This window comes from Micromonospora sp. NPDC050200 (genome assembly GCF_040656135.1).
In the GTDB taxonomy this organism is placed as follows: Bacteria; Actinomycetota; Actinomycetes; order Mycobacteriales; family Micromonosporaceae; genus Micromonospora.
Map to the genome: position 1 here is coordinate 1 of NZ_JBFALG010000064.1, position 24,781 is coordinate 24,781.

At 72.0% G+C, this 24,781-nt stretch carries 21 protein-coding genes; 10 read left to right on the forward strand and 11 right to left on the reverse strand.

The window, feature by feature from the left end:
* Positions 1–223: 223 nt before the first annotated feature.
* Positions 224–1,111, reverse strand: coding sequence for a hypothetical protein (locus AB0I41_RS29055; protein WP_357113773.1), 888 nt, complete (start codon positions 1,109–1,111; stop codon positions 224–226).
* A gap of 466 nt (positions 1,112–1,577) precedes the next feature.
* Between AB0I41_RS29055 and AB0I41_RS29060 the strand changes: the two genes are divergently transcribed.
* The gene (locus AB0I41_RS29060; RefSeq protein ID WP_357113797.1) at positions 1,578–2,111 is read left to right on the forward strand and encodes an HAD domain-containing protein; all 534 of its coding nucleotides are present in this window, start codon (positions 1,578–1,580) and stop codon (positions 2,109–2,111) included.
* A gap of 47 nt (positions 2,112–2,158) precedes the next feature.
* On the opposite strand, the gene AB0I41_RS29065 is transcribed toward AB0I41_RS29060, so the two are convergent.
* Positions 2,159–2,455 (reverse strand): hypothetical protein, encoded by a 297-nt coding sequence (locus AB0I41_RS29065; RefSeq protein ID WP_357113774.1) that lies wholly within the window; start codon positions 2,453–2,455, stop codon positions 2,159–2,161.
* A gap of 357 nt (positions 2,456–2,812) precedes the next feature.
* Here AB0I41_RS29065 and AB0I41_RS29070 point away from each other — a divergent pair, with 357 nt between their 5' ends.
* Positions 2,813–4,060, forward strand: coding sequence for an IS4 family transposase (locus AB0I41_RS29070; protein ID WP_357113775.1), 1,248 nt, complete (start codon positions 2,813–2,815; stop codon positions 4,058–4,060).
* Between the two features lie 273 nt (positions 4,061–4,333).
* Here the strand turns inward: AB0I41_RS29070 and AB0I41_RS29075 are convergent, their stop codons facing one another.
* The 4 genes from AB0I41_RS29075 to AB0I41_RS29090 form a co-directional block, all read right to left on the reverse strand.
* Positions 4,334–4,684, reverse strand: a complete 351-nt coding sequence (locus tag AB0I41_RS29075) for a hypothetical protein (RefSeq protein WP_357113776.1) — start codon at positions 4,682–4,684, stop codon at positions 4,334–4,336.
* Entirely contained in the window at positions 4,681–5,832 is a 1,152-nt protein-coding gene (locus AB0I41_RS29080; protein WP_357113777.1) for a hypothetical protein, read from the reverse strand. The genes AB0I41_RS29075 and AB0I41_RS29080 overlap by 4 nt, the downstream gene beginning before the upstream one ends.
* Positions 5,833–6,598: 766 nt before the next feature.
* The gene (locus AB0I41_RS29085) at positions 6,599–7,279 is read right to left on the reverse strand and encodes a hypothetical protein (RefSeq protein WP_357113778.1); all 681 of its coding nucleotides are present in this window, start codon (positions 7,277–7,279) and stop codon (positions 6,599–6,601) included.
* A 396-nt stretch (positions 7,280–7,675) separates the two neighbouring features.
* Positions 7,676–8,278, reverse strand: coding sequence for a hypothetical protein (locus AB0I41_RS29090; protein WP_357113779.1), 603 nt, complete (start codon positions 8,276–8,278; stop codon positions 7,676–7,678).
* A 131-nt stretch (positions 8,279–8,409) separates the two neighbouring features.
* Between AB0I41_RS29090 and AB0I41_RS29095 the strand changes: the two genes are divergently transcribed.
* The 6 genes from AB0I41_RS29095 to AB0I41_RS29120 all read left to right on the forward strand — a co-directional run bounded on the left by AB0I41_RS29095 (position 8,410) and on the right by AB0I41_RS29120 (position 17,988).
* A complete protein-coding gene (locus AB0I41_RS29095) occupies positions 8,410–9,249 on the forward strand; it encodes a helix-turn-helix domain-containing protein (protein WP_357113780.1) in 840 nt (279 codons plus the stop codon).
* Positions 9,250–9,316: 67 nt separating this feature from the next.
* The gene (locus tag AB0I41_RS29100) at positions 9,317–9,898 is read left to right on the forward strand and encodes a dihydrofolate reductase family protein (protein WP_357113781.1); all 582 of its coding nucleotides are present in this window, start codon (positions 9,317–9,319) and stop codon (positions 9,896–9,898) included.
* Between the two features lie 408 nt (positions 9,899–10,306).
* The gene (locus AB0I41_RS29105; protein ID WP_357113782.1) at positions 10,307–13,504 is read left to right on the forward strand and encodes an FtsX-like permease family protein; all 3,198 of its coding nucleotides are present in this window, start codon (positions 10,307–10,309) and stop codon (positions 13,502–13,504) included.
* Positions 13,501–16,269, forward strand: coding sequence for an FtsX-like permease family protein (locus tag AB0I41_RS29110; RefSeq protein WP_357113783.1), 2,769 nt, complete (start codon positions 13,501–13,503; stop codon positions 16,267–16,269). Before AB0I41_RS29105 ends, AB0I41_RS29110 begins: the two co-directional genes overlap by 4 nt.
* A 1-nt stretch (position 16,270) precedes the next feature.
* On the forward strand, positions 16,271–17,269 hold the full coding sequence (locus AB0I41_RS29115) for an ABC transporter ATP-binding protein (protein WP_357113784.1): 999 nt from the start codon (positions 16,271–16,273) through the stop codon (positions 17,267–17,269).
* Complete coding sequence (locus tag AB0I41_RS29120; RefSeq protein WP_357113785.1) at positions 17,266–17,988, forward strand: ABC transporter ATP-binding protein; 723 nt, start codon at positions 17,266–17,268, stop codon at positions 17,986–17,988. The genes AB0I41_RS29115 and AB0I41_RS29120 overlap by 4 nt, the downstream gene beginning before the upstream one ends.
* A 395-nt stretch (positions 17,989–18,383) precedes the next feature.
* On the opposite strand, the gene AB0I41_RS29125 is transcribed toward AB0I41_RS29120, so the two are convergent.
* The 3 genes from AB0I41_RS29125 to AB0I41_RS29135 all read right to left on the reverse strand — a co-directional run bounded on the left by AB0I41_RS29125 (position 18,384) and on the right by AB0I41_RS29135 (position 21,681).
* The gene (locus tag AB0I41_RS29125; RefSeq protein WP_357113786.1) at positions 18,384–18,836 is read right to left on the reverse strand and encodes a GNAT family N-acetyltransferase; all 453 of its coding nucleotides are present in this window, start codon (positions 18,834–18,836) and stop codon (positions 18,384–18,386) included.
* 112 nt (positions 18,837–18,948) lie between these two features.
* Positions 18,949–20,466 (reverse strand): alpha/beta hydrolase, encoded by a 1,518-nt coding sequence (locus AB0I41_RS29130; RefSeq protein ID WP_357113798.1) that lies wholly within the window; start codon positions 20,464–20,466, stop codon positions 18,949–18,951.
* Between the two features lie 99 nt (positions 20,467–20,565).
* The gene (locus AB0I41_RS29135) at positions 20,566–21,681 is read right to left on the reverse strand and encodes an ATP-dependent DNA ligase (RefSeq protein ID WP_357113787.1); all 1,116 of its coding nucleotides are present in this window, start codon (positions 21,679–21,681) and stop codon (positions 20,566–20,568) included.
* A 135-nt stretch (positions 21,682–21,816) separates the two neighbouring features.
* On the opposite strand from AB0I41_RS29135, the gene AB0I41_RS29140 reads away from it, so the two are divergent.
* The gene (locus AB0I41_RS29140; protein ID WP_357113788.1) at positions 21,817–22,026 is read left to right on the forward strand and encodes a hypothetical protein; all 210 of its coding nucleotides are present in this window, start codon (positions 21,817–21,819) and stop codon (positions 22,024–22,026) included.
* Positions 22,027–22,480: 454 nt separating this feature from the next.
* On the opposite strand, the gene AB0I41_RS29145 is transcribed toward AB0I41_RS29140, so the two are convergent.
* Complete coding sequence (locus AB0I41_RS29145) at positions 22,481–22,990, reverse strand: GNAT family N-acetyltransferase (protein ID WP_357113799.1); 510 nt, start codon at positions 22,988–22,990, stop codon at positions 22,481–22,483.
* Between the two features lie 136 nt (positions 22,991–23,126).
* Between AB0I41_RS29145 and AB0I41_RS29150 the strand changes: the two genes are divergently transcribed.
* Positions 23,127–23,630, forward strand: coding sequence for a DUF1990 domain-containing protein (locus AB0I41_RS29150; RefSeq protein WP_357113789.1), 504 nt, complete (start codon positions 23,127–23,129; stop codon positions 23,628–23,630).
* A gap of 136 nt (positions 23,631–23,766) precedes the next feature.
* On the opposite strand, the gene AB0I41_RS29155 is transcribed toward AB0I41_RS29150, so the two are convergent.
* Positions 23,767–24,687 carry a DNA-3-methyladenine glycosylase 2 family protein gene (locus AB0I41_RS29155; protein ID WP_357113790.1) on the reverse strand — a complete coding sequence of 307 codons (921 nt, stop codon included), beginning with the start codon at positions 24,685–24,687 and terminating at the stop codon, positions 23,767–23,769.
* Positions 24,688–24,781 lie beyond the last annotated feature (94 nt).

A 24,781-nucleotide genomic window follows, 5' to 3' on the forward strand; every position in this document is an offset into this window, starting at 1 on the left:
GTGACGCAGTCTCATTCGCAGCACCGTAGGTCGTGATCAAGCCGGCATCAAACGCAATCGGCGCCACCAGCCGCGCCGCGCGCCCCGGTTCGGCAAAGGCGGGCCGCCGGTGCGCACATTTGCCGCCGATCGAGCGTTACTGTCGGTAGTCGGCTGGCGGATCTGAGAATGCCCGGACTTGCCGAGATGAGGATGTCTCCGCGGAGAGGTGATGGGCGGACGGTTACAACTCTCGTTCGAGGCGTGACCACCAGTCCGCCTTGGCTAGCAGGGAGACTTTAACCGTCCCGGGCTGTCGGCTCTCGATCGAGATGCAACGGCTGCCGTACCGGTACCAGCCAAGGTTCGACAGGGTTCCCGTGACAGGTCGGCAGTCCTCGCTCCATCCATGAGACCGCAACACCTTCCGCACTTCGGCCGTCGTGAGGGTTGTCCTGATGGCGACCACCCGGTCGCAGAGTCCGCCGTCCTGCCCGCATTCGGTGTGGCCGGCGTCGGCGATATCCAACGCCGAGGTTGCAGGCGCGGCGTCGCTGGCCGGGATGGACATGCAGCACTCGCCCTCATACACCCGCTGGAGCAGTCCCCAGCATCCTGCTGTCACGGCCAGAGCCGCGAGCGCCATCACCGGATTCCACCGCCACGAGCGAGAAATCATCATCGCGAGAGTGCACACGACGATGGAGACAGTGGCGGAGGGCAGGGCCCAGTCGATGGGTGGGGCTGCCGGGCCATGGCTGAGGTACACCCTCGAAACCCACACGGACGCAAGCAGCACCCCGAGCAACAACGCGGAAACCGACCAGGCCCATGCAGGTGTGGGCGCAGCGACGCCCCACGTGACCGCCGGTATCAGCGCAATGATCGCCAGCGGTAAGGCGCAAGGCCCGTGGTCGACCAACCAACTGTCTCCCGCGGCCAGCGCGACGACAACAACGACATCGACAGCCAGCAGCCTCGTCCGCCACGTCATCGCGTCACTCCTGAACCCAAGCGTGCTCCACCGCCAGGCCGTACCCCACGGATGGATCTCCTCGTCAGGACCGGCGCGTGAGAAGATCACCAGGACGCCAGCGGGCAGCGACCCGATGATCCAGCCCGCTTCGCTCACCTGTCGGCAGTACGGGCCCCGATACGATCATCCATCATGTCGCCTCCGCCCCGGCTGGTGACTCGCGAACATCCTCTTCTGCCGCTGACCGGGCGTTGGCGAGCCACGTGGAAGACGTCCGACTTTGCCGAGAACAGTGATGTTCGGAACGACTGGCGGGGTCGCGTATTCGTTTGGTGCGAGTGCCCGGTTGCGAACGCGGGCCGGTCACGGTCTGTTATCGGATGGCTGGTCTGGTGAGGCGGCGGATGTGAATGGTTGGAGTCGGCCGGCGGACTTGCCAGTACGCCTTCGGGCGTTTCTCCCTTCGGGGTGAACGCCGGCCGACGCGGCGGTGGGGGTGATGGTGGCTTCGGCGGCGGCGATGGCGGCGGCGTCGGACCGCCGGTGCCGCAACTCGGTCGGCAGCATCGCCAGCGCGATCAGCGCGCCCGGAGGGCACCCGGATCAGCGATACGGTTCGGGAGTGCTTCCCAGCGTCGCTCAACAACCGCTGATCTTTCTCGACGTGGACGGCGTGCTCATCCCGTTCAGGGGCCGGCCGACGCGAAGGGATCGCCCTTCGACCGCGGTCGAGGCGAACGCAGAGGCACCCGACGGCTGGGGCAATCCTCTCCTGGATCGGCTTGAACCCGATGACGGACGACGCCTGCTGGCCCTGGGATGCCAGTTGGTCTGGGCCACGACATGGATGGCGGAGGCAAACGAGATCATCTCGCCACGGCTGGGCCTTCCGGCGCTCCCAGTGGTGGAGTGGCCGGACTCCGATGAGGAACCAGAGCAGGGTCTGCACTGGAAGACGGTGTTCCTCACTCGGTGGGCGGCAGGCCGCTCATTCGTCTGGCTTGACGATGAGGTAACCGACGCTGACGGGCGATGGGTGGCCGCGCACCACCCGGGGCCGGCGCTGCTGCACCGTGTCGACCCATGTGCGGGACTGACCGATGCAGCCTTCTTGGCGGTGCATCAATGGCTCGGGCAACGTAACGACGGCGCTTGATCAGCTGCACGCTCATGCCGTGAACAGGTCGGCGTCGTCCTTGCGGATCAGCTGATGCGGATCCACTCGATTGGCTGGTGGATCTCCTGCCCAATCTGGGCCGCAACGGCGGCCACGAGGCGAGCGGCCACGTCCGCCGGCATCGGGCCTTCAATCGAGACCTCCCAGCCAACGGGTTCGCCCGAGAACGAGATCTCGGTGTCACCGCAACGCAGCCGGTGGTTTCCCCAACCCGATACGACGGCGCAGTCCCAGTCGGAAGGCATCAACACCTGCGCCATCCGGCCCCTGGGCATCGCCGGCCAGTCATGGTCGTCGCGCGTACGAATCAGGAACTCCATCACGCCGCACATCATGCTTCGACGTCTCGGTCCGGGCATCCTCATTTGCCGCGAAGCGCTCGTCACCCAGGTGACGTCGGCGCCAGCCGCCGGCCTCCGGATGTGCCGAGTTGCGGATGTTCCTCACGCCCATGTCTAACCCGCTTTCGTTTGTGCGACGAGCACAATCCCGCCGTCTACCGGGCGGCCAAGAGCGGCTGCGCCGCTAGTCCTGCCTGCCGCGCCGGCGGGAGACGCGGGGTGCGGGCCGGATCTTCTCCGCCGGTCCGCGTCCGGAGGCAATGCCGTTCAGATAAGCCGTTTGTCGAGGTCGGCGTGGTGAACTGACGGTGGGGGTGGTGGGGGGTATGGTGGCCGGCCGTGATCTCGTCGGGGTTGGAGTCCGTACCGCGGCCGCAGGGCCGGTTGACCGACCATATTGGACTGGGTGTGTTGGCGGCCCGGTACGACCGTGACCTGCTCGAAGAGGTCCTCAACCGCACCGGGCGGCGGGAGAAACGCAGCCGGCGGCTGCCGGCTCACGTGATGATCCGCTACGTGATCGCGATGGGGTTGTTCTTCACCGAGTCCTACGACGAGGTGATGCGCCGGCTGGTCGGGAACCTACGCAAGCTCGGGTCGTGGACTGATGACTGGCAGGTGCCCACGGCGTCGGCGGTCACCCAGGCCCGGCAGCGGTTGGGACCGGAGCCGATGGCCGCGTTGTTCGACCGGGCGGCGGTGCCGCTGGCCACGTCGGGCACGAAGGGGGCCTGGTTGGCCCGCCGGCGGTTGATGGCCATCGACGCGACCAGCTTCGACGTGGCCGACACCGCCGACAACGTTGAGCGGTTCGGACGGATGGGATCGGGGCCAAAGGCGTCGGCGTACCCGAAACTGCACGTCGCGGCCCTCGCGGAGTGCGGCAGCCACGCCATCGTCGGTGCCGTGCTGGGCTCGTGTCGCACCGGGGAACGCACCCTGGTGGCCGATCTGGTGGATCGGGTTGGCCCGGGCATGCTCGTGCTGGCCGATGCCGGCCTGTTTTCCTTCGAGCTGTTCAACGCCTTCGCCGCCACCGGCGCCGACCTGGCCTGGCGGATCGGGGCCTCAGTGTCGGTCGGGCATCTGCGGTGGCTACCCGACGGCTCCTACCACGCGTTGATCTACCGGCCCGGGTTGAGCGCGCAGCGGCGTGCCCGGCTGGTCGAGCAGGCCAAAGCCGGGCAGGACATACCCGCCGACCTGGCACGCCTGGTGCGCGTGGTCGAGTACACCGTCCCGGACCGCAACCCCGAGGGTGAACTGATCGTGGTGGTCACCACCGTGCTCGCGCAGGAGGTGCCGGCACTCGACCTGGCTGAGGCGTACCACCAGCGCTGGGAGGAAGAGTCCGCCCTCGACGAGATCAAGACCGACCTGCGCGGCCGCGGCGAGATCCTGCGCTCGAAGAGCCCGGACCTGGTCGAACAACAGATGTGGGGACTGCTGCTGGCCCACTACGCCATTTGCGCGCTTCTCCTGGACGCCGCCGATCCCGCCGGCTACGACCCCGACCGCATGTCCTTCATCAAAGGCCTGCGCGTCGTGCGCCGCCAGGTCACCGACCAGGCGGCCATTACCCCCTGAGGACCTTGACGACGCTCTCACCGACGCGATCACCGAGATCCAGCGACAACCCAACCCCGCACGGCGGCACCGCACCTGTCCCCGCGTGCTCAAACGCGCCCGGCACAACTCCTACCGAGTCAAACGACCCACCGACCAGATCATCCGCCACCCCGGTCCACCGACACCGCTGCTGGCCTGCCCAAACGCACAAACTTAACGGCATTGCGTCCGGAGGGCCCGGACGGCTCACCGGTGCCAAGCGTGCCGTTGAGACGGACTATGTCGCTGACGTCATCCGTTAGCCGCGGGCGGCTTGGCCGAATCCCAAACCCGGGCGAATTCGTCAGCAACCTCGGGTCGGCACCAGATCAACCGAAGACCGTCCTCGACCGAGTCAATTTCTTCGGTCAATGGTCCGAAGACGACGAAATCGTGTGGGATTACTCGGCCGGCCGCGTCTTCGCGCTCCAAAGGATCCGGGAAACGTAGCGCCACTAGCTCGCCGATGCGATGGAAGACTTCCGTTTCATCGCCGACATCCGAGAAGGCTTCTTCATACTTCGGGAGCGGGTCCGAAAATCCCCCGTTAAGTAGGAAGCGAAACCCCCACCTCCGCCCACGAGTAGCCCAGATGAGGTTCATCGACGGCTCCTGAGGAGGACCTGCTTTTCTTCGCCGTTGTCCAAGTCCATCCGGAAGCCGGTCAACGTGGCGGAAAGGTACTCCTTTTTGGCTACCGCTTCGGAGTTCATTTTTCGGAGTTTTTCGCCCGCCAGGTTGAACGCGTCGTTCACGACATCGGGACCGAATAGGTTGACCAGATGGCCCAATGGTCCAGGCAGCGTGCTCTTGCGCCCGATCAGCGCGGCAGCCAGGGTTCCAGCGCCATTCAGCAGATTCTCGGCCACCTTCCCAGGGATCTCCCACGCCTGAGTCCACCGGACGTGTCGCTCGAAGGGGAGCATGGCCGCCAATGGCAGGATCAGTTCCAGACCGACGCGCTCGGTCACCTTAATCTTGCCCGCCTCGAACTTCGCTGACGACAACAGCACGAAGTCCTCGCCCATGGACAGTGCGTCGCCGGCTTCCACCAGACCAGCAAGCACCTTGCGTAGTTCGTCGATCTCATCGCAGGCTTTGTCGATGAGGAGATCCCGGAACTTGAAAACGTCCAAGTGCGGCAGCAGGTCGGCCTTCGACAGCGCCATCATCCAGATACGCGGAAACTCGACGAGAGGCTTGCCGTCGACCAACAGGTCATCCTTGAGCGAAAGCAGTCCGTTGCGGAGATTTGCCAGCAACGATTTGAGGTATCGTTCCTCTTCTCCAGAGTGATCCAGCAACCGCTGACCGTCGACCAGCAGGAGAGCGACGTCAGAACCCAGCAGAGACCGGAAGGCGTCGATCCTGCGCTGAGCCTCTTCCGGCCCGCTCACATCCTGCTCGAACCACTCTCCCGGATAGTCGTGCCAGACAAGGCGGAGAGCATCGAATGGCCTGGAATTCGTATCCGTAGCATCAGAGCCGTCCCTCAGCTTGACTGAGAAAGAGTAGGACGTGGCGGAAAATTTGGTGGCCGCGGGCAGCCGCGCCGAGTCTCTCATCCCGAGGTAGTTTCGATGCAACCGAGCGCCTTGCCCAATATCGTCCGCTATGACATGGAACAGGTTCCTCTGCAGGTACCGAGGTTCCTGGGTGGCTCCGTAGAACGAGGAGAGCAAGACGGTCTTGCCGCTGCCGGTCTCGCCGAACACCGCAATCTGCTGTTCCAGCACTCTGCTCAGTTGCATAGCAGGATCTTAGGTGAGCCGGCATGCAGCAACTCGCCAGCCATAATCGCGCCGGAATTAGAGAATTGGTCGAATAGGAACGGAAGGTCCGATACGCCCTCTCTGCCGCTCCGGATCAAGCCACGGACAATCAGGGTCGGGCCGACGCACATCGATCTTTCAACCTCTGTAGCGCCTCCTGGGAGCAGCTGTCGCTGCCTACCTCGGCCGATACCGCGGTCACTCCCGGATGCAGACCGACTCCAATCTCCAGGTCATCCTGCGCTGGTCAGCTGACCAGCCGCTGGACCCACTGCAAGCCGCACGAACGGACATCGAGCGTTACGGGCCCTAGCTGCAGGATGCCCGCTGCGACCAGCCCTCGACGGTACCCCGACGGCTGTCAGCCGTGATCGGCTTCTACCAATTCTGCGTCATCTACCAGATCCTGCCGCACTTACCGGCTGGCTATGCCCGCAGGCCATTGGTGCACCCGAGTCTCCAACTCTCGGCCTCAGCCATCCCCAGTTCGAGGCGATGGTTACCGCCGCCCGGCCTGTCCGCCGACATCAATGACTTCGCCCTGGTCGCGCTTGCTAGGGCTACTCGGGCTACGGATCTTCCAAGCCTGTGGCGCCAGGACCGGCCAAGTGGAGAACGAGCAGTGCACTCTCATGCCGCCGACCGCGCGTCACGGAGCGCAGCCGGCTGTCGACCGTTGGTGGCGCGCGGACGTGCCGATGAGCGACCAGCGTGCTGCCGAGGCGGTCCAGGTGTGGGTCTGACGTCACGCCGCCGCGATCGGATATCCAATCGCGGCAATGTCCTCGTGCAGCCCGGCAACGGTTACTTCCGGGTTCAAAGCCTGCACAATGACGTCAGTGAGCGGGCGGTGCGCGACGACGTGCTCGACCACCGTCGGGTCCACCTCGATCTCGTAGTAGTCCTCGGCGAACTTGACGTACCGGTCGACGATGTCGTCGAGCAGGATCTCGAGCAGGCCAGAGCCGTCCGGGGCGTTGTCGTCGTACGGTCCGCGGAGCGGGGGGAACGTGATGCCTTCGCCCGCGTGCCAGCGGTCGTCACCGCAGAGCCGCCACAGCACGGCGGTGGCGACGAACTGGCCCTCCTCGTCGCCGAACGCTGGTTCCTCGATCTGCGGACGGAACACCGCAGGGATGCCGTCGAGCAGTCCGGGCCACAGCTCGTGGTCCGGATCGCGGTAGGGCGTCATCGCCGACTCGTGGTCGAATGCGCGGATGAACGCGCCGTCGGCGGTGAACACAACCGTCCACTCGTCGCCGCTGCCGTTGTTCATCAGTGCCGCCTCGTCGTCACCCCACGCGCGGGTGTAGGCGTAGTAGGACCCGCCACCGTCGACGATGCACTCCAGCACGGCGAGTGCCTTGCAGCGGTCCCGCAGCACGTCGATGGAAGGCAGTTCGGCGGCGATGTCGTACACGGTCACCCGGTGAACCTACTCCCAAATAGCACCGGCACCGTTACGTACCTTCAGGGCGCCCACGAGACCTCGGTGACAGTGCACGCTCATGCCGCGATCCGCGCGCATTCGTCCGCCCTGCGGTGACCGAACGTAGTCGAACAAACCAACCGCCCTGGTGGCGATGGCAGCCCTCAAGGCGGCCGACGTCGATCTCCTCTACATGTGGATCTTTGTATGTCAGGGGCGTACCTGGCTGTGTACGTGACCTGTACGCCGACACGAGGGCATCCGGCTGGACAACCATCTCTCGCACAGCCGGTCCGCGTTGACCTCTACGCGAGTTGGCCGGGAGCGGCCGGCATTCGATTCAAGCGCTGGGCGATGATCAGCGCGCAGCCGTCGACCTCACCAGGTCGTGGTCTAGCCGCAGCCGTGGGACAGGGTGGAGACGGCCAGCAGGGTGTGCGGGTCGAAGGTGGTCGTCCACTCCTCACCTCCTTCGGTGCGCACCTCGACCTCGTGGTCGCTCACAAATCGGGCGGTGTCGAAGGTGTCCTCAGGGCCGACCGGGTCGAACGGAACGGCGAAACAGGCGAGGTCCTGGTCGGCTTCCCGGCTGCGTAGCCCGGTCCGCGAGCGGATCCGCAAGACATCGAAGCCCGTCATGAAAGCGGGGTAGTGCAGGACGACCACCTCGAACGATCCGCCTGGGGAAACGGCTACGACCTCGGAATCCCCGTCTGACTCATAGCCGTAGAGAGACGCCCCCATCGAAAACTGGATGCCATTCCAACCCATCACCAACGCCAGAGCTGTCGCGACAACAGCCACCGCCCATGCCAGCCTCGCCGGCAGAACGAGCCACGCCGCGATGCCGAGCAGCACCGGCACGGCGATCAGCACAGCCGCCACCACTGACGAACGGCCGAACGGCATCAGATGCACGTAGTGCCACGGATTGCGCCAGGCAACAAACACCGCTGGCACCGCAACGACGACCAGACCGGTGAGCACAGCAGCCATCACGGCTCTTCACAAAGCGGGGTGTAGTCGGGGTCTGAATCCGCCGGTTTCGAGGAGTGCCCTGGCGATGTAGTGGGTGAGGTTGCGGAAGCCGAGGGCGATGCCGGCGGGGCGTCGGCGATACTGTGGGCGTGGAGTACGTGTCCAGAGTGCCGCGACCGCCGCTGGACGGGCTGATCGACGACCTTTACTACCTGGGGGGTGCGCCGCCGTACGCCCGGCTGACGCTGCCGCCGATGCCGTCGGCGTTGCTCATCGTCAACCTCGGGGCACCGTTCCGCATCCGCGCCGGCACCGACATCGAGACGGCCGAGTACGCCGACGGCTGCGTGGTCACCATGCCCACCCGCGCGTTGGAGTTCGGCTACCCACTCCGGACCCGGTCCGTCGGTGTGCACTTCAAGCCGTGGGGGCTGGCGCCGTTCCTGCCGATGCCTGCGAGCGAGCTGTGTGACCGGCCGGTGACGGTAGAGCAGGTTTGGGGCCGGCCCGCTATTGCTGAGCTGCGAGACCGGCTGGCCACGGCGGACGGACCGCACGAGATGCTGACGCTGCTCGAGGAGGAGCTGATGCGACGGCTGTGCGAGACCGCCGGCCTGGGGCTGGTCCGCCATACGAGCAGCGTCATCGCGGCGACCAGCGGGGCGGTGGCGATCGGCGACCTGAGGGTGGCAGCCGGTGTCAGCAGCACTCATCTGGCACGGCGGTTCAAGGAGCTCATCGGCGTCACGCCGAAGCGGCTGGCCCGCACCTACCGCTTCGCCGCCACCGTGTTCGCGATCGACCCCGCCGGACCGATCGACTGGGGCGACCTCGCCGGTGGCGCAGGCTACTTCGACCAGGCCCACTTCGGCCACGAGTTCCGGGCGTTCACCGGGCTCACGCCGACCCGGTACGTCGAAGTCCGGCGGCGGTTCCTGCGCGAACATCCCGGCCACGTGCTGGACAACTGGCCGCTGCCGGCCGATTGATTTCTTACAAGAGCGACAGGTCACGACACGCTAATTTTGGGGGCACCCCAGAGCAGAGGAGAGCCCCGTGGGCAAGGTGGTCATGTACAGCTCGGTGTCGGTGGACGGCTTCGTCGCGGACGAGCACGACCAGCCCGGACCGCTGTTCGACTGGTTGTCCAGCGGTGACGTCCCGTTGGACGAGAGCGGCGAGGTGAAGGTGTCGCAGACGTCCTACGACTACACCCGGCCGTACTGGGACCAGATCGGGGCGACAGTCGTCGGCCGCCACGTCTTCGACATGACGGACGGCTGGGACGGGAAGCCTCCGGGCGGGGTCGACCACGTGGTCGTCGTGACGCACCGGCCGAAGCCCGAGGGCTGGGACCCCGAGGCGCCGTTTCACTTCGTCGACGGCGTCGAGGCAGCCGTGGCCAAGGCGCAGGAGCTTGCGGGTGACCGCATGGTCGAGGTCGCCGCTGGCGATGTCGGTGGCCAGGTGCTTGCCGCGGGCCTGATCGACGAGGTGCGCATGGACGTCGTACCCGTCGTGTTCGGGTCCGGCAAGCGCTACTTCGGGTCGGTCCACGCGCAGCACCTGTTGGAGGATCCCGACGTGGTAATTCAGGGCAACCGGGTGCTTCACCTGCGCTATCGGGTGCGCCGTTGACCGATCTGAACGGGTACGCGAAGAAGTCCACTGCGAACGGTGACACAAGTTCGGGCCTCCGGCTGCGTTTGCGCATCGCTGCCCCGGGACCGACGCGCCAGCCAACATCCAGCCAGCGATCAACCCCTCAACTGTGAAGAGCCGCCGTCACGCGCCGAAGGGCGACGTTCGTCGGTCGCTGCTCGCTTCCCTGCTCGATCATCCGCTCATCGTGGTTGATCGCCGAGGCCACGGCTACCCGGCCAGGTGTCGCGCGGGTGCGGATCCGGCGGGGCGGGCGTCGTGGCGCCCGCGGCTCGGCGCACGGGCCGTCGGATAACGATCATGTAAAGGGCGCGAACCTTTTCCGGCCCGTACCCCCTCTCTCTGGTCACCGGCCCAACAGAGGGCCCCGGGGGAGGCGTACGGATGAAGCTGGTGTGGAGGCGGGCCCATGAGGCGCGGGGCCTGCTGCTGGCGGCGGCGGCCGCCGCGTTGGTCGCCGTGGCGCTGGTCACCGGGCTGTCCGACTACAACCAGCGGGCGGTCGACGCCGGGCAGCGGGCGATGCTGGAGGCCGCGCCCGCCACCGAGCGCAGCCTGCTGATCAGCGGCTCCGGCGGCCGGGACGCCACCGAGGCCGCCGCCAGGGACCGGACGGTCCGCGACCGGTTCGCCGACGGGCTGGGCGGGGCGAGGGTCACCGTGTCCGGCGCCCGCCACGGCACCGGCCGGGAGCTGACCGGCGACCTCGGCGCCGCCCGCACCGACGACGACCCGGTCTTCGCCGACCTGGCCACCCTCGACGACCTCGCCGGGCACGCCGAGCTGGTCGGTGGGGACTGGCCCACCGCCGGGGCGAACCCGCCCCAGGTCACCGTGCCCGAGCGGGTCGCCGGCGCGCTGCGGCTCACCCCCGGGACCCGGGTGCCGATGACCGACCGCAGCTCCGGCCGCGCCGCCGACGTGGTGGTCGCCGGGATCTTCCGCCCCCGCGACCCGGCAGCGGCGTACTGGCAGCTCGCGCCGGGAGTCGGCGGCGCGGGCGGCGACGTCGGCTCGTACGGCCCGTTCGCCCTCGACCCGGCCGACTTCGCCCGCACCTTCCCCGGCTCCACCTCGATCTCCTGGGTGGTCGAGCCGGACTTCCGCAGCGTCGCGCCGAGCCGGCTCACCGAGGTGAAACGGGCGGTCGCGACCGCCGCCGTCAAGGTGCCCGAGGACGCCGGTCTCGGCTCCTCCGCGCAGAGCGTCACCGGCCTGGACCGGCTGATCGACCGGCTCGGCCGGGCCGACCTGGTGGGGCGCTCGGCGCTGCTCACCCCGCTGCTGCTGATCGTGGTGCTCGGCGGTTACGCCCTGGTGCTGGTCGCCGCGCTGCTCAACGAGGACCGCCGGGCGCAGACCGCGCTGCTGCGCGCCCGGGGCGCCGCCCGCGGCCAGCTCGCCGGCCTCGCGGTACGGGAGGCGACGCTGGTGGTGCTGCCGGCCGCGCTGCTCGCCCCGCCGCTGGCCGGCGTGGCGCTGCGTCAGCTCGGCGCCGCGGAGGGCCCGGCCGACCTTGGGCTGGACGGCGGCGGCGCCGGGGCGGTCTGGGCGGTCGCGCTCGCCGCGGCGGTGGGCTGCCTGCTCGCCATGGTGCTGCCGGCCCTGCGCCGCGCCGGCACCTACGTCGCCGACATGGCCGCCCGGTCCCGGCCCACCCGGGCCGCCGCCGTGCAGCGGGCCGGCGTCGACCTGGCCCTGGTGCTGCTCGCCCTGCTCGCCTGGACGCAGCTGCGGCAGTACTCGTCGCCGCTGGCCGGCGCGGGCGGCCAGCTCGGCATCGACCCGCTGCTCGCCGTCGCCCCCACCCTCGGTGTGCTCGCCGGGGCGGTGCTCGCGCTACGGCTGCTGCCTCCGGCCACCCGGGTCGCCGAACGGTTCGTCGACCGGCGGCCGTGGACGGCGACGATGTTCGGCATGTGGCAGGCGGGCCGCCGCCCGCACGCCGGGCCGGTGCTGCTGCTCACCCTCGCCGTCGGTGGCAGCACCCTGGCCTGGTCGCTGGTCAGCACCTGGGAGCGGTCGCAGACCGACCAGGCCGACCACAGCGTCGGGGCCGACCTGCGGGTCGTCGAGCGCGGCGGCGCCGCGCCGCTCGACCGGACGGCCCAGTTGGCAGGCGTACCCGGGGTGCGGCAGGTGCTGCCGGCCTGGCGGGACGAGGTACGCCTCGGCCGCACCAGCCTGCCGACCACCGTGCTCGCCCTGGACGCGGCTGCCGCCCCGGACGTGGCCCTGATCGCCGACCGGCTCGCCGACCAGCCGCCGGGCGAACTGCTCGCCCGGATGACCCGGGAACGCGACGCGCCGGCCGGTGTCCCGCTGCCCGCCGACGCCCGGCGGCTCACCGGCACCGTCCGGACCCCGGTACGCCAGCCGGTGGCCCCGCACCGGATCCAGGTGTCGGTCCTGCTCACCCGCGCCGACGGCCTGGCCATGCAACTACCGCTGGCCACCACCGACTCGTTCGTCGACCGCCCGGTGCCCTTCGCCGTGGACCTGCCCGCCGGTGCCGCATGGCGGGTGTCCGGGTTCCAGGCCGACGCCGGAGACGCCGCGGCCCGCGGCTACGGGCTCCGGGTCGACGGGCTGCGGGTGGCCGACGCGGCCGGCACGGCCCAGCCGGTCGCGCTGACCGGGGAGTGGTCCATGGTGGACGCGATCGGTGAGGCGCCGGTGCCGACGACGGCCGTCACCGCCAGCGGGGTGGACGCCGACTACGAGATCTCCCTGACCGCGGGGGGCCGTTTCGCCTACCAGCCGACGGTCCGCTTCGCCGTCGTACCGGCGGGGAAGGACGCACCGGTGCCCGCGCTGGTCACCCCGCAGGTGCTGGCCGCGCTGAACGTCCGGGCCGGCGACGTCGTCCCGCTCTCCCTCTCCGGGGTGTCCGTGCCGGTGCGGGTGGTCGGCGAGCTGGACGCGGTGCCGGGCGCCGCCGACGCCGGGGGCGCGATGCTGATCGACCTGCCCGCCGCGACGGACTGGCTGGTCCGGCAGCGGGCCGCCGTCCGGCCGGTGCCGGAGTGGTGGCTGCGCACCGACGCCGGTGGGCACGCCGCCGCGGCGGCGGCGATCCGGGAACTGCCCGCGGTGACCGTCCTCGACCGGCGGGCGGCCGCCGAGGAGGCCGCCCGGGACCCGTACTGGCGGGGCGCGCGGACCGGGCTGCTCGCCGCGGCCCTCGGGTCGGTGCTGCTGGCCCTGGTCGGCCTCGCCGTGGACGTGTGGGCCACCGCCCGGCACCGGCTGGGCGAGCTCGCGGTCCTGCACACCCTCGGCGCCGGGCCGCCCCTGCTGGCCCGCGCGCTGCTGGCCGAGCAGACCTTCCTGGCCGGCATCGGGGTCGCCGTCGGCCTGCTGGTCGGGGCGGGAGTGGGCGCCACCATGGCGCCGCTGGTGATCCTCACCCCGAGCGCCGGCCGGCCCGTGCCGGAGGCGGCCTTCACCCTGCCCTGGACGCCGATCGGGCTGACCGCGCTCGGGCTGCTGCTGGCCGCCCTGGCGTTCAGCGCCGTCCTGACCGCCGGCATCCGGCAACGTGTCGCGGCCGCCCGGCTGCGGATCGGGGGAGAACGATGAGTGTCCTGGCGGTGCTGCGCAGGGTGCGCGCGTACGGGGGGCACTTCCTGCTCCTCGCGGTGCTGACGCTGGTCACCGCGCTGCTGGTGACCGGGGTCCCGCGGATCGCGGACCGGCTGTCCGGCCAGGGGCTGCGCGAGCAGATGGCCGATCTGCCGGGCGCCCGGCGTGACGTGCTCTACACCCGGCCGGCCGAGGTGCAGCCGCGGGGGACGCCGCAGGTCGCCGCCACGCACAGGTCCACCCTGGACTCGCTGCTGGCGCGCATGCCCGCGCCGGTACGCGACGTGGTCGGCGAGCGCTGGTACGTCGCCGAGACCGAATTCGGCCGGCTGACCGGCCCGGAGCTCACCGCCGACAAGGGGCTGTTCGACCTCAGCCTGCGCACCATGACCGGACTGCGGGAGGCGGCCACCCTGGTCGGCGGCCGCTGGCCGGGGGAGGGGGCGACCCGGGCCCGGGGCGCGCCGGTGGAGACTGCGCTCGCCGAAACAGTCGCCCGGGAGCTCGGCCTGCGTGTCGGCAGCCGGCTGCACCTCGCGCTGCTCACCCCGCCCCCGGACAGCCGGGAGTACGCGGCGACGACCGTCGAGGTGGTCGGGCTGTTCCGGCCCATCGACCCGGACGGCGGCGCCTGGGACGCGCTCCCCTCGGCGCTGCGGCTGACCCCGCCGGTCGGCGACGGCCAACCCTTCCTGCTGGTGGGCCACACCGACGAGGCCGGCCTCGACGACCGGGCGGCGGACGGCTGGGCGGTCGGGTTCGGCTGGCGGTACCGGGTCGACCCCGAGCGGCTCACCCCGGGGCGCCTCGACGCGGTGGTCGCCGGCCTCGCCGAGCTGGACCGCAAGCGCCCCGCCGGGCTGCTGCTCGCCCAGGGCGTCGACATCCCGCTGCGGCAGTACGCGGACTCGCTCGCCGCCGCCCGTACGCTGCTCACCGTCATCGCCGCGGGGGTGCTCGCCACGCTGGCCGGCCTGACCGTGCTGGCCGCCCGGCTGGCGGTGCGCCGCCGCCGCGCCGAGTACGTGCTGCTGCGCGCCCGGGGCGGCTCGGTCACCGCCGTGGTCGGGCGCGGCCTGGCCGAGTCGCTGCTGGTGGTGCCGGCCGCCGCGGTGGCCGGCTGGCTGCTCGGCGGCCTGCTCCCCGCCGACCCGCTGGGGAACGGAACGCCCGGGGCGGCGAGCCGACTGACCCTGGTCGCGGCGGTGCTGGCCACGCTGGCGCTGCCGGTTGCGGTGCTGACCGGCCAGCGGGGCGGCGGTGGCCGGCGGGACCTGCTGCGCGGGCGGGGCGGCGCGGGCCGGCTGACCGTCGAGGTCACCGTGGTCGGCCTGGCCGCGCTCGCCGCGTTTCTGCTGCGCCGGCGGGGCCTCGCCCTCGGCGGTGAGGTGGACCCGTTGCTGGTGTTGGTGCCGGTGCTGCTCGCGGTCGCCGCCGCGCTGTTGGCGTTGCGGGCGTACCCGTGGCCGTTGCGGCTGTTCAGCCGGATGGCGGCGCGGGCGCGCGGCGCGGTCGCCTTCCTCGGCACCGCGCGCGCCGGCCGGGCCGGGGTGGCCGCGCCGCTGGTGGTGGTCGTGCTGGCGATCGCCACGGCCGCCTTCTGCGGGGTGGTCGCCGTCGGCATCGAGGACGGGCGGGACCGGGCGGCCAACCGGACGGTGCCGGCCGACGCGCTGGTCAGCGGTGACCGGTTCGCCCCGGACACGGCGACGGAGTTGGCCGCGCTGCCTGGGGTCCGGGCGGTCACCCCCGTGCTGGCCACGCCCGGGCAGCGGCTGTACGCCGACGCCGACGGCCGTCCCGGCGGGGCCGGCGAGGCGTACGTGCTGCTGGTGGAGCCCGCCGGTTTCGCGGAGGTGGCCCGGCGCTCGGGGCTCGACCTGCCGGTGCCCGCCGCGCTGCGGGCCGGCGGGGACGTCGCGACGGCGCTGCCCGCGCTGGTGTCGCCGGACTTCGCCGCTGCCCTCGCCGACGCGCAGCTCGCCGACGGCGCGGGTCGCCGGCCCGGCTGGGTGGACGTGCAGGGCAACAGGCTGCCGTTCCGGATCGCCGGTACGGCGGCGGAGTTCCCGCTGATCCCGGGCCGGACGGAGCGCTTCCTGGTGCTGCCCTGGCCGGGGCTGCCCGCCGACGGCCCGCACCCGCTCGCGCCGACCGGTTTCCTGCTCGCCGCCGGGGACACCACGGTCGACCCCGCGACGGTGAGCCGGGTCGCCGAGGAGGGGCAGACCCGCTACCAGACCAGCGGGACGGTGACCGGTGGGAAGCGACCGCTGCCTCCGCAGGTGACGACCTGGGCGGCCGAGCGGGAGCGGCTGGGCGGCAGCGGGGTCAACGGGCTGCTCGTCTTCGGCTTCGCCACCGGCGCGGCCGGCGGCGGCGTCCTGGGGCTGCTCGCCCTCGCGTTCGCGGTGCTCGCCGGCGCGCGCGGCCGGGGGCAGGTGTTGTCCCGGCTGCGCACGATGGGGTTGTCCCGTCGGCAGTGGCGGGGCCTGCTGCTGGTGGAACTCACCCCGCTGGTGGTGGTCTCGGTGCTGACCGGCGCGGTGGTGGGCGCCCTGCTGCCGGTGCTGCTGAACCCGGTGCTGGGGCTGTCCGCGTTCACCGGCGGGGCACCGGTGACGGTGCGCTTCGAACCCGGCCTGGTCGCCGGGGTGCTCGGGCTGGCCCTGCTGGCCCTGGCCTTCGCCGTCGCGGTCGAGGCCGTGAACAACCGTCGGATGCGCCTCGGCGAGGTGCTCCGGCTCGGAGAGGAGAGCTGATATGACCGCTACCGCCGAAACGTCCGCCGTACCGGATCTGGCCGCGTTGCAGCGGCGGGCCGCGCAGCGCGCGGCCGAGCGGGCCGGCGGGCAGGACCGCCTGCGCGGGCACATCGTCTGCGACGGCCTGGTCCGGATCTTCAAGACCGAGGGGGTCGAGGTGGTCGCCCTCCAGGGGCTCGACCTGGTCATCGACCGGGGTGAACTGGTGGCGATCGTCGGCGCGTCCGGCTCGGGGAAGTCGACGCTGCTCAACATCCTCTCCGGGCTCGACACCCCGACCGCCGGGATCGCCCGGGTCGCCGACTACGACCTGCTCGCCCTGTCCAACCGACGGCGGCTGAGCTACCGGCGGGACATGGTCGGCTTCGTCTGGCAGCAGACCGGCCGGAATCTGCTGCCGTACCTGACCGCCCGGGAGAACGTGGAGCTGCCGATGCGGCTGGCCGGCCGGGCCGGCGGTGGGCGGGCCCGGCGGCGGCGGGCCGAGGAGCTGCTGGAGCTGGTCGGGGTGGGCTACTGCGCCGACCGGCGCCCCGGCCAGCTCAGCGGCGGTGAGCAGCAGCGCTGCGCGGTGGCGGTGGCGGTGGCGAACGACCCGGAGGTGCTCTTCGCCGACGAGCCGACCGGCGAGCTCGACGAGGCCACCGGGGCGGAGGTCTTCGCCGCGCTGCGCACCATCAACGCCGAGCTGGGCGTGACGATCGTGGTGGTCACCCACGACCAGGCGGTGGCCACCCAGGTCCGCCGGACCGTCGCGATCCGCGACGGCCGGACCTCCTCCGAGGTACGCCGGACGGCGCGGATCGGCGCCGACGGCAGCACCGAGCTGGTCAGTGAGGAGTACGCCGTGCTCGACCGGGCCGGCCGGATGCAGCTGCCGGCGTCCTTCGTCGACGCGCTGTCGCTGCGCGACCGGGTCCGACTCAACCTCGAACCGGACCACGTCGAGGTCCGCCCCGGCGACGGCACGCCGGCACCGAACGGGAGTGACGCATGAGCGAGCAGGTTTCCGCCGTCCGGGCCGGTGACACGGCCGTCGTCGACGAGGTGGTCCGGGTGGAGGGGGTGAGTCGGACCTTCGGCCGGGGCGAGCACGCGGTGCACGCGGTGCGCGACGTCTCGTTCGTGGCGGGCCGGGGTGAGCTGGTGGCCGTCCGGGGCCGCTCGGGTGCCGGCAAGACGACCCTGCTGAACCTGGTCGGCGGGCTGGACCGGCCGGACAGCGGCCGGGTGCGGGTGGCCGGGCACGACGTGACGGCCGCCGGCGAGGCCGAGCTGCTGCGGCTGCGCCGGGGCACGGTGGGTTTCGTGTTCCAGACCTTCGGGCTGGTGCCGATCCTCTCCGCCGCGGAGAACGTCGGGGTGCCGCTGCGGTTGGCCCGGGTGCCGGCGGCGGAGCGGGAGGAGCGGGTGGCGGTCCTGCTGGAGCTGGTCGGGCTGGGCGGGCACGCGGCGCAGCGGCCGTACGAGCTCTCCGGCGGGCAGCAGCAGCGGGTGGCGGTGGCCCGGGCCCTGGCCAACGAGCCGGACCTGCTGATCGCCGACGAGCCGACCGGCCAGCTCGACTCGGAGACCGGGCGCTCCATCATGGACCTGCTGCGCGCGGTGGTGCACGCCCGCGGCATGACGGCGCTGGTCGCCACGCACGACCCGGCCCTGATCGAGCTCGCCGACCGCACCCTGACCCTGCGCGACGGCCACCTGGTCGACGGCTGAGCACCCCCGGCGCTCCGGCGGGGACGGTGGGGGCGACGGCGCCGGCGGGCGCGGGATCTGCCCACGACGTGACCGCCGGCCTCGGTCTGGATGGTCGGTCGCTGTGGAGCTGATGTCGTGGACGAATCAGGGCGAGGGTGACGCCGGTCGGTCTGGGTGGTCGGTCGCTTTGGAGCTGATGTCGTGGACGAATCAGCCCGGGGTGCCGCCGGCTGGCCGACCTTCGGTCGGGGGTGTCGCCCGGCGCCGGGCCCGGGCGCGCGGGTGGGAAGGTCGGAGGCGTTCGGCGACCTGCCGGTGAATCGTTGACGACATCATCTCCAAAGGGCGGTGATGTCACCCTGTCGCGCCGCCCCGGCCGGGCTTCCGGGCGGGCCGGCGGCTCGCGCCTCAGCTCAGAGGGGCAGCTTCATGCCTTCGTGGCTGGCGACGAAGCCCAGGTTGTGGTAGAAGCGGTGCGCTTCGGTACGGGTCTTGTCGGTGGTGAGCTGGACGAGGGCGCAGCCCCGCTGCCGGGCCTGGTCGACGGCCCACTCCATCATCCGGCGGCCCAGTCCCCGGCCGCGTCGGTCCGAGCGGACCCGCACCGACTCGATCAGGGAGCGCTCGGCGCCGTGCCGGCCCAGCCCCGGGATGTACGTGATCTGCATGCAGCCGACCAGCTCGCCCGCCTCGTCGGCGACAATCAGGTGGTTGCGCGGGTCCGCGGTGATGTCGGCGAAGGCCCGCTCGTACGCCTCGTCGACCTCGGTGAAGTCGCGGGCCTTGCCGAGCACGTCATCGGCGAGCAGGGCGATGACGGCGGGCAGGTCCGCCCGTACCGCCTCCCGGAAGATCACGTCACTCATGGCCGCAGCCTGCCACAGCGATACCCGACTATGTGCGGGCGTCGGTTGCCCGCAGCGGGCAGCAGGGTGCGGCAGGGCATCGCGCTGCCCGAGCCGGAGCCGCGCCGGCCGCTCAACGCGCCGGGCAGCGCAGCCCCTCCCCGGGAACGGTCAGGGAGATCAGGTAGGCGTCCACGGCGTCCGTGACGCAGGTCGTCTGCGGGTAGGCGGTGTGCCCCTCGCCCTCCCAGGTCAGCACCCGCCCCACGCCGAGCATCGTGGCCAGCCGCGCGGTCTGCTCGTACGGGGTGGCCGGGTCGCCGGTGGTGCCGACCACCACGATCGGCGGCGCGCCGACGGCTTTGCCGGTCGGGTACGGATCCCGCTGCCCCGGCCACTCCACGCAGGCCAGCATCCCGACCGCCAGGCTCGGCCCGAACAGCGGGTACTTCTCCCGCCACTGCGACTGCAACTGGCGGATCTGCTCCCGGCTCGGCTTCTCCGTCTCGTCGGCGCAGTTGATGGTCAGGTTGGCGTCGAAGAGGTTCGAGTAGTGCCCGTCCTCGCCCCGGCCGGCGTACGCGTCAGCGAGCCGGAACACGTCGGTCGGGTCGCCGCCCTCCAGCTTGTCGACGGCCCGCGCCAACTCCTCCCAGCCCGACTCCGTGTAGAGCGAGGAGATCACCGCGTAGAAGACCCAGCCGGAGGTGGCTTCCCGCCCGCCGGCGCCCCGTACCGGGGAGACCTTCGCCTTGTCGATCGCCGAGGTCACCGCCGCCCGGGCGTCCGGCGCGATCGGACAGCGGCCGGCGTTGGCCGTGCACCAGCGGGTGAAGTTGCCGAACGCGCGCTCGAAGCCCTTGGCCTGGCTCTCCGAACCGGCGATCAGCTTCTGCTGCGGGTCCACCGCGCCGTCGAGCACCAGCGCACGCACCCGCTGCGGGTAGAGCTGGGCGTACGTGGCGCCGAGCAGGGTGCCGTAGGAGTAGCCCAGGTAGGTCAACTTCTCGTCGCCGACCGCCGCGCGGACCGCGTCCATGTCGCGGGCGGCCTGCTCGGTGCCGTAGAGCGGCAGCTGGTCGCCGTACTTGTCGCCGCAGCCGCGGCCGATCTTCCGGTTCAGCGCCACGTAGTCGTCGAAGGACTCCTGGCTGGCCGGGTCGGGGGCGAAGCCGAAGCTGGTGTCCAGTTCGGCGTCGGAGATGCACTTGATCGGGCTGGACCGGGCCACCCCGCGCGGGTCGAACCCGACGATGTCGAACCGGTCGGTGATCGAGGCGGGCAGCCCGCCGAACGCCTGCCCGAAGGAGAGGTAGACGGCGGTGTCCACGCCGGAGCCGCCGGGACCGCCCGGGTTGATCACGAGAGAGCCGATCCGGTCCCGCTGCTTGGACGACCGGGCCCGCAGCAGCGAGATCTCGAAGGTCTCCCCGGCGCCCGGGCCGGCGGTCGCGCCGCCGCCGGTGTCCCAGTTGCGTGGCACGGCGATCTTCGCGCACTCGTACCGCATCCCCGGCGCGCCGCGGCCGACCAGGTCCTCGGCGACCTCCGGGCAGTCCCGCCAGGTCGGGGTGGTGCCCGGCGCCGCCGCCCCGCCCTGCGTCTCGGTGCGCGGCGCGAAGGCCGGCAGCGTGCACCCGGCGGCGAGCAGCGCCGCCGCGGCGAACCCGGCGAGGGTGAGCCGGACCCGGCGGACGGGGTGGGGAGTGCGGGTCACCAGCTTGCCTCCATGATCGTGTCGACGGCCAGGCTACGCCGGGCCGGCGGCGGCCGGCTCCACGGTGGCCGTCGGGTCGCCGCGCAGGACCTGGTCCACGTCGAAGCGGATCGGCCGGTCGAGCTGGTCGTAGCGGCAGGAGCGGGGGTCGCGGTCGGGCCGCCAGCGGACGAACCGGGCGGTGTGCCGGAACCGGTCGCCCTCCATCGCGTCGTAGCCGACCTCGACCACCAGCTCGGGGCGCAGCGGCTCCCATTCGAGGTTCTTGGTGCCGGTCCAGCGGCTCACCCCGCCCGGAATGCGCTGGCCGCGCTCGTGGTCGCCGTGCACCCACGGGTGCTCGCCGCCGGTGTCCCGGTAGGGGGCCAGCTCCTCCAGCAGCTCCGCGCGCCGGGCCATGGTGAACGAGGCGCTCACCCCGACGTGGTGCAGCACCCCGGCGTCGTCGTGGAGGCCGAGCAGGAGCGAGCCGACCACCGGACCGGACTTGTGCCAACGGAAGCCGGCCACCACCACGTCGGCCGTCCGGGCGTGCTTGACCTTGAACATCGACCGCTTGCCCGGCTCGTACGGCAGGTCGGCCGGCTTGACGATCAACCCGTCCAGCCCGGCGCCCTCGAACACGTCGAACCAGCGGCGGGCGGTCTCCGGGTCGGTGGTGACCTGGGTGACGTGCACCGGCGGGCGGACCCCGGCCAGCGCCTGCTCCAGCCGGGCCCGGCGGTGCGGGTACGGCTGGTCGAGCAGCAGCTCGTCGCCGAGGGCGAGCAGGTCGAAGGCGACGAAGTCGGCCGGCGTCGTCTCGGCGAGCAGCTTCACCCGGGAGGCCGCCGGGTGGATGCGCTGGGCGAGCAGCTCGAAGTCGAGCCGGGGCTGGCGGCCCGGGCCGTCCCGGCGGATCACGATCAGCTCGCCGTCGACGGCGCAGCGCTCGGGCAGCTGCCGGCGGGCCTGCTCGACCACCTCGGGGAAGTATCGCGTCATCATCTTGCCGCCCCGGCTGGCCAGCTCGACCTCGTCACCGTCGCGGAACACGATGCAACGGAAGCCGTCCCACTTCGGCTCGTACGTCAGGCCGGGCTCGGTGGGCAGCCGGGCCACGCTCTTGGCCAGCATCGGTTCCACGGGCGGATTGATCGGCAGGTCCACGGCGACCAGTCAATCAGACGGCACCGACAGTCGTGAGGCAGATCACCGTCGGTGGTGGTGTGGCGTGTCCCCGTGCGTCCCGCCCGTCCTCCCCGTACGAATCGGGTTTCCGCAGCTCAGAGCTACCGTCGCCGGGTGGAGTGGGTGTGCTGCTGCTGCGGGCGGTGGCGGGTCAGCGTGGAGCTGATCCGGGGCCGGCACCGCTACCGGCTGGTCCGCCGCTACCCGGCCGAGTTCGGCGGCGGCAAGGACGTGCTCGGCGAGGTCGGCACCGTGGCCGAGCTGGCGGAGCTGCTCCGCCGGCGTACCCCGCTCGACCTGGCCGACCTGCGCGAGGCCGCGTGAGTCCGGCCCCGGCCCCACCCCACTGATTGATCAAGAGGTTTGGGGACTGAAATGGGCCCCGATCCGCCGCAAACCTCTTGATCACCGAGGCGGGGCGGGTGGGCGCGGGTGGGCGCGAGCGCTCCGCGCCGCCCGGCGGCTGGAGCCCGGCCCGTTGACGCTCGGCTCGACCGCCCGGCTGGAGCAGCCCTGGCTGCGCCCGGCTTTCTGGCGGGTCACCGGGATCGACCCGTCCCGCTTCCTTGCCTGAAAGTCGGACAGCCCCGGCGCCCCTGTCAGGCACCTGCTGGACGAGGCGGTCGCCGCCAGGTGCACACCCGGGGCGAGCACCCGCTCTCCGACGGCCGGGCCCGGGCGGACCTCGTGGTGGTGCAGACCGGCCTGCTCGCGCCGCTGACCGGTCTGCTCGGCGGCCGGCTGCTCCGGCGCTACCGGCGGCTCGGGGTGGACGGGCTCAGGGCACGCTGCGAACGGGGCTTACCAGCGACTTCTCCAGCACCGCCAGCCGTACCCCGTTCTGGTCCGGCCGGTGCCCGACGACCCGGTAGCCGTGCCGCCGGTAGAACCGCAGGTTGCCCGCGCTCTCCGCGCCGGTGAACAGTTCGAGCCGGACGGCCCGGCCGGCGCACGCGGACTCGACCGCGCCCAGCAGCCGGCTGCCGACCCCGCGCCCCTGCTGGTCGGGGGCGACCGAGAGCCGGCCGACGTGAGCGGTGTCGTCGGCCACCCGGGCGCGCACCGAGCCGACCAGCCGGTGCCCGGCCCGCGCGGCGAGCACGATCGTCGGCCCGGCCAGCACCGTCCGGACCTCGTCGAGGGTCTCGGTCAGCGGTGGCAGGAACGGGTCCGTGTAGTGCTGGGCCTCGCTGACGTAGGCGGCGCGCTGCACGGTGAGGATCTCCCCGGCATCCACGACGCCGGCCGGTCCGACGATCACCTCGGTCACCGGTCCACTCCAGCACATCCCCGCCCCGGCGCGCGGCCGGGCCGGCCGACGTCCCGCCACGCGGGTCACCGCGGCCGGGTCGGGTCGTCCCGTCGGCCGACCGCCGGCATGGCCGCGCCGGCGGGGACCAGTGCGCCGCCCTACGCTGAGACGCGTGTCTGAGCTGACGTACCAGGAGGTCGGGGCCACCCGGCGCGGGCCGCTGCCGGCCGGCTGGCACCACGTGCGCCACCGGTACCGGCTGCCCGAGGGCTGCTTCGCCGTCGCGGCCGAGGCCGTGCTGACCTGGCGGCTGCACCGGACGGCCGGCGTACGGATGCGCACCGGCGCGCCACGCGCCACCCCGGGTGCCCGGGTCACGCCGGGGCTGGGGGTGGGGCCGCTGCGGATCTGGGGGCCCTGCGAGGTGGTCTGGGTCGAGGACGGCGAGCGGAGCGCCGGCTTCGGCTACGGCACCTTGCCCGGGCACCCCGAGCGCGGCGAGGAGGCATTCCTGGTCACCCGCGACGACGCCGGTGCGGTGTGGTTCGAGGTGACCGCCTTCAGCCGGCCGGACCGCTGGTTCATCCGCGCCGCCGGGCCCGTCGCCCGGGCCGTCCAGCACGGGTACGCCCACTGGCTCGCCCGCACCCTGCGCCGCCTCTGCGCCCGGCGCTGACCCGCCCCGGCCCCCGAACCCGGCGCCGATCCAGGGGTTATCGCTACGAGTCGATCTCTGGCGGCAACGACAATTCCTGGACGACGCGCTCTGGTGGGTGTGGAGGCGGCGCGGGGGACCGCAGGGGCCGGCGGGCTCAGAAGCGGGCGAAGGAGCGGATGGGGGCGCGGGGGCCGAACTTCGGGGCCTGGATCCCGGCGGCCTCCAGCAGCCGGCAGACCCGCCCCCGGTGCCCCCGGAACGGCTCCAGCAGGGCCAGCATCCGGGCGTCGTCGCCGCGCGCCTCGCCGGCCAGCGCCCAGGCGACCGTGTTCGGCACGTGGTAGTCGCCGACGCTGACCGCGTCCGGGTCGCCGTACGCGATCCGGACCACCTCGGCGGCGGTCCACGGGCCGATGCCGGCGATCGCGGTCAGCCGCCGGGTGGCCTCGGTGCTGTCCGCGCAGCGTTCCAGCCGGTCGGCGACAGCGGCGGCCCGGCGCAGCGTGTCGGCCCGGCGCTGCTCCACCCCGAACGGGTGGAACACCCAGTACGGCGCGGCGGCCACCACCTCCGGCCCGGGCGGCAGCAGCAGCGGCTGTATCGGCCCGGGCGCCGGCTCGCCGAAGTGCCGCACGGTCGCCGCGTACGCCCGGTACGCCTCCTTGCCGGTCACCTTCTGCTCGAAGACCGCCCGCAGCAGCCGCCGGAAGACCTGGCCGGTGGCCGGCATCCGCAGCCCCCGGTGCTGGGCGGCCAGCCGGGCCACGAGCGGGTGCGCGGCGGCCAGCTCGGCGAACCCGGTCAGGTCGTCGCGCAGCCCGGCGATGCCGTCGGCGCGCTCGACCGCCCAGTCGGCCCCGGGGCCGTACCCCTCGGCCAGCAGTTCTCCGCCGGCGGGGCGCAGCGCCAGGGTGGCCGGCCCGGCCGGGGTGCGGGTGGCGTACCAGAAGGTGCCGGCGGCGATCCGCGCGCACGGGTCGTACGGGCTGAAGGTGAGCGACCGGACGGAGGCCGAGAGCCGGTAGTCGGCGGGCGGGCGCAGCGCCCGGCGCGCGGCGGGCTCGGTCTCGGTCACCAACCCACTCTGCCACCTCGGGTCGTCACCCCGCGGAAGAGGCGTGTGCTCGACGGTTCGGCGGGAGAGTCGTCCGGACAATTTCCGGCTGCCC

What these genes read in the sequence shown, in the direction of transcription:
- AB0I41_RS29120 (WP_357113785.1), top strand. Translation starts at nt 17,266, where the DNA reads ATGAGCGAGCAGGTTTCCGCCGTCCGGGCCGGTGACACGGCCGTCGTC.
- AB0I41_RS29125 (WP_357113786.1), bottom strand. Translation starts at nt 18,836, where the DNA reads ATGAGTGACGTGATCTTCCGGGAGGCGGTACGGGCGGACCTGCCCGCC.
- AB0I41_RS29080 (WP_357113777.1), bottom strand. Translation starts at nt 5,832, where the DNA reads ATGCAACTGAGCAGAGTGCTGGAACAGCAGATTGCGGTGTTCGGCGAG.
- AB0I41_RS29105 (WP_357113782.1), top strand. Translation starts at nt 10,307, where the DNA reads ATGAAGCTGGTGTGGAGGCGGGCCCATGAGGCGCGGGGCCTGCTGCTG.
- AB0I41_RS29110 (WP_357113783.1), top strand. Translation starts at nt 13,501, where the DNA reads ATGAGTGTCCTGGCGGTGCTGCGCAGGGTGCGCGCGTACGGGGGGCAC.
- AB0I41_RS29115 (WP_357113784.1), top strand. Translation starts at nt 16,271, where the DNA reads ATGACCGCTACCGCCGAAACGTCCGCCGTACCGGATCTGGCCGCGTTG.
- AB0I41_RS29145 (WP_357113799.1), bottom strand. Translation starts at nt 22,990, where the DNA reads ATGTGCTGGAGTGGACCGGTGACCGAGGTGATCGTCGGACCGGCCGGC.
- AB0I41_RS29090 (WP_357113779.1), bottom strand. Translation starts at nt 8,278, where the DNA reads ATGGCTGCTGTGCTCACCGGTCTGGTCGTCGTTGCGGTGCCAGCGGTG.
- AB0I41_RS29075 (WP_357113776.1), bottom strand. Translation starts at nt 4,684, where the DNA reads ATGAACCTCATCTGGGCTACTCGTGGGCGGAGGTGGGGGTTTCGCTTC.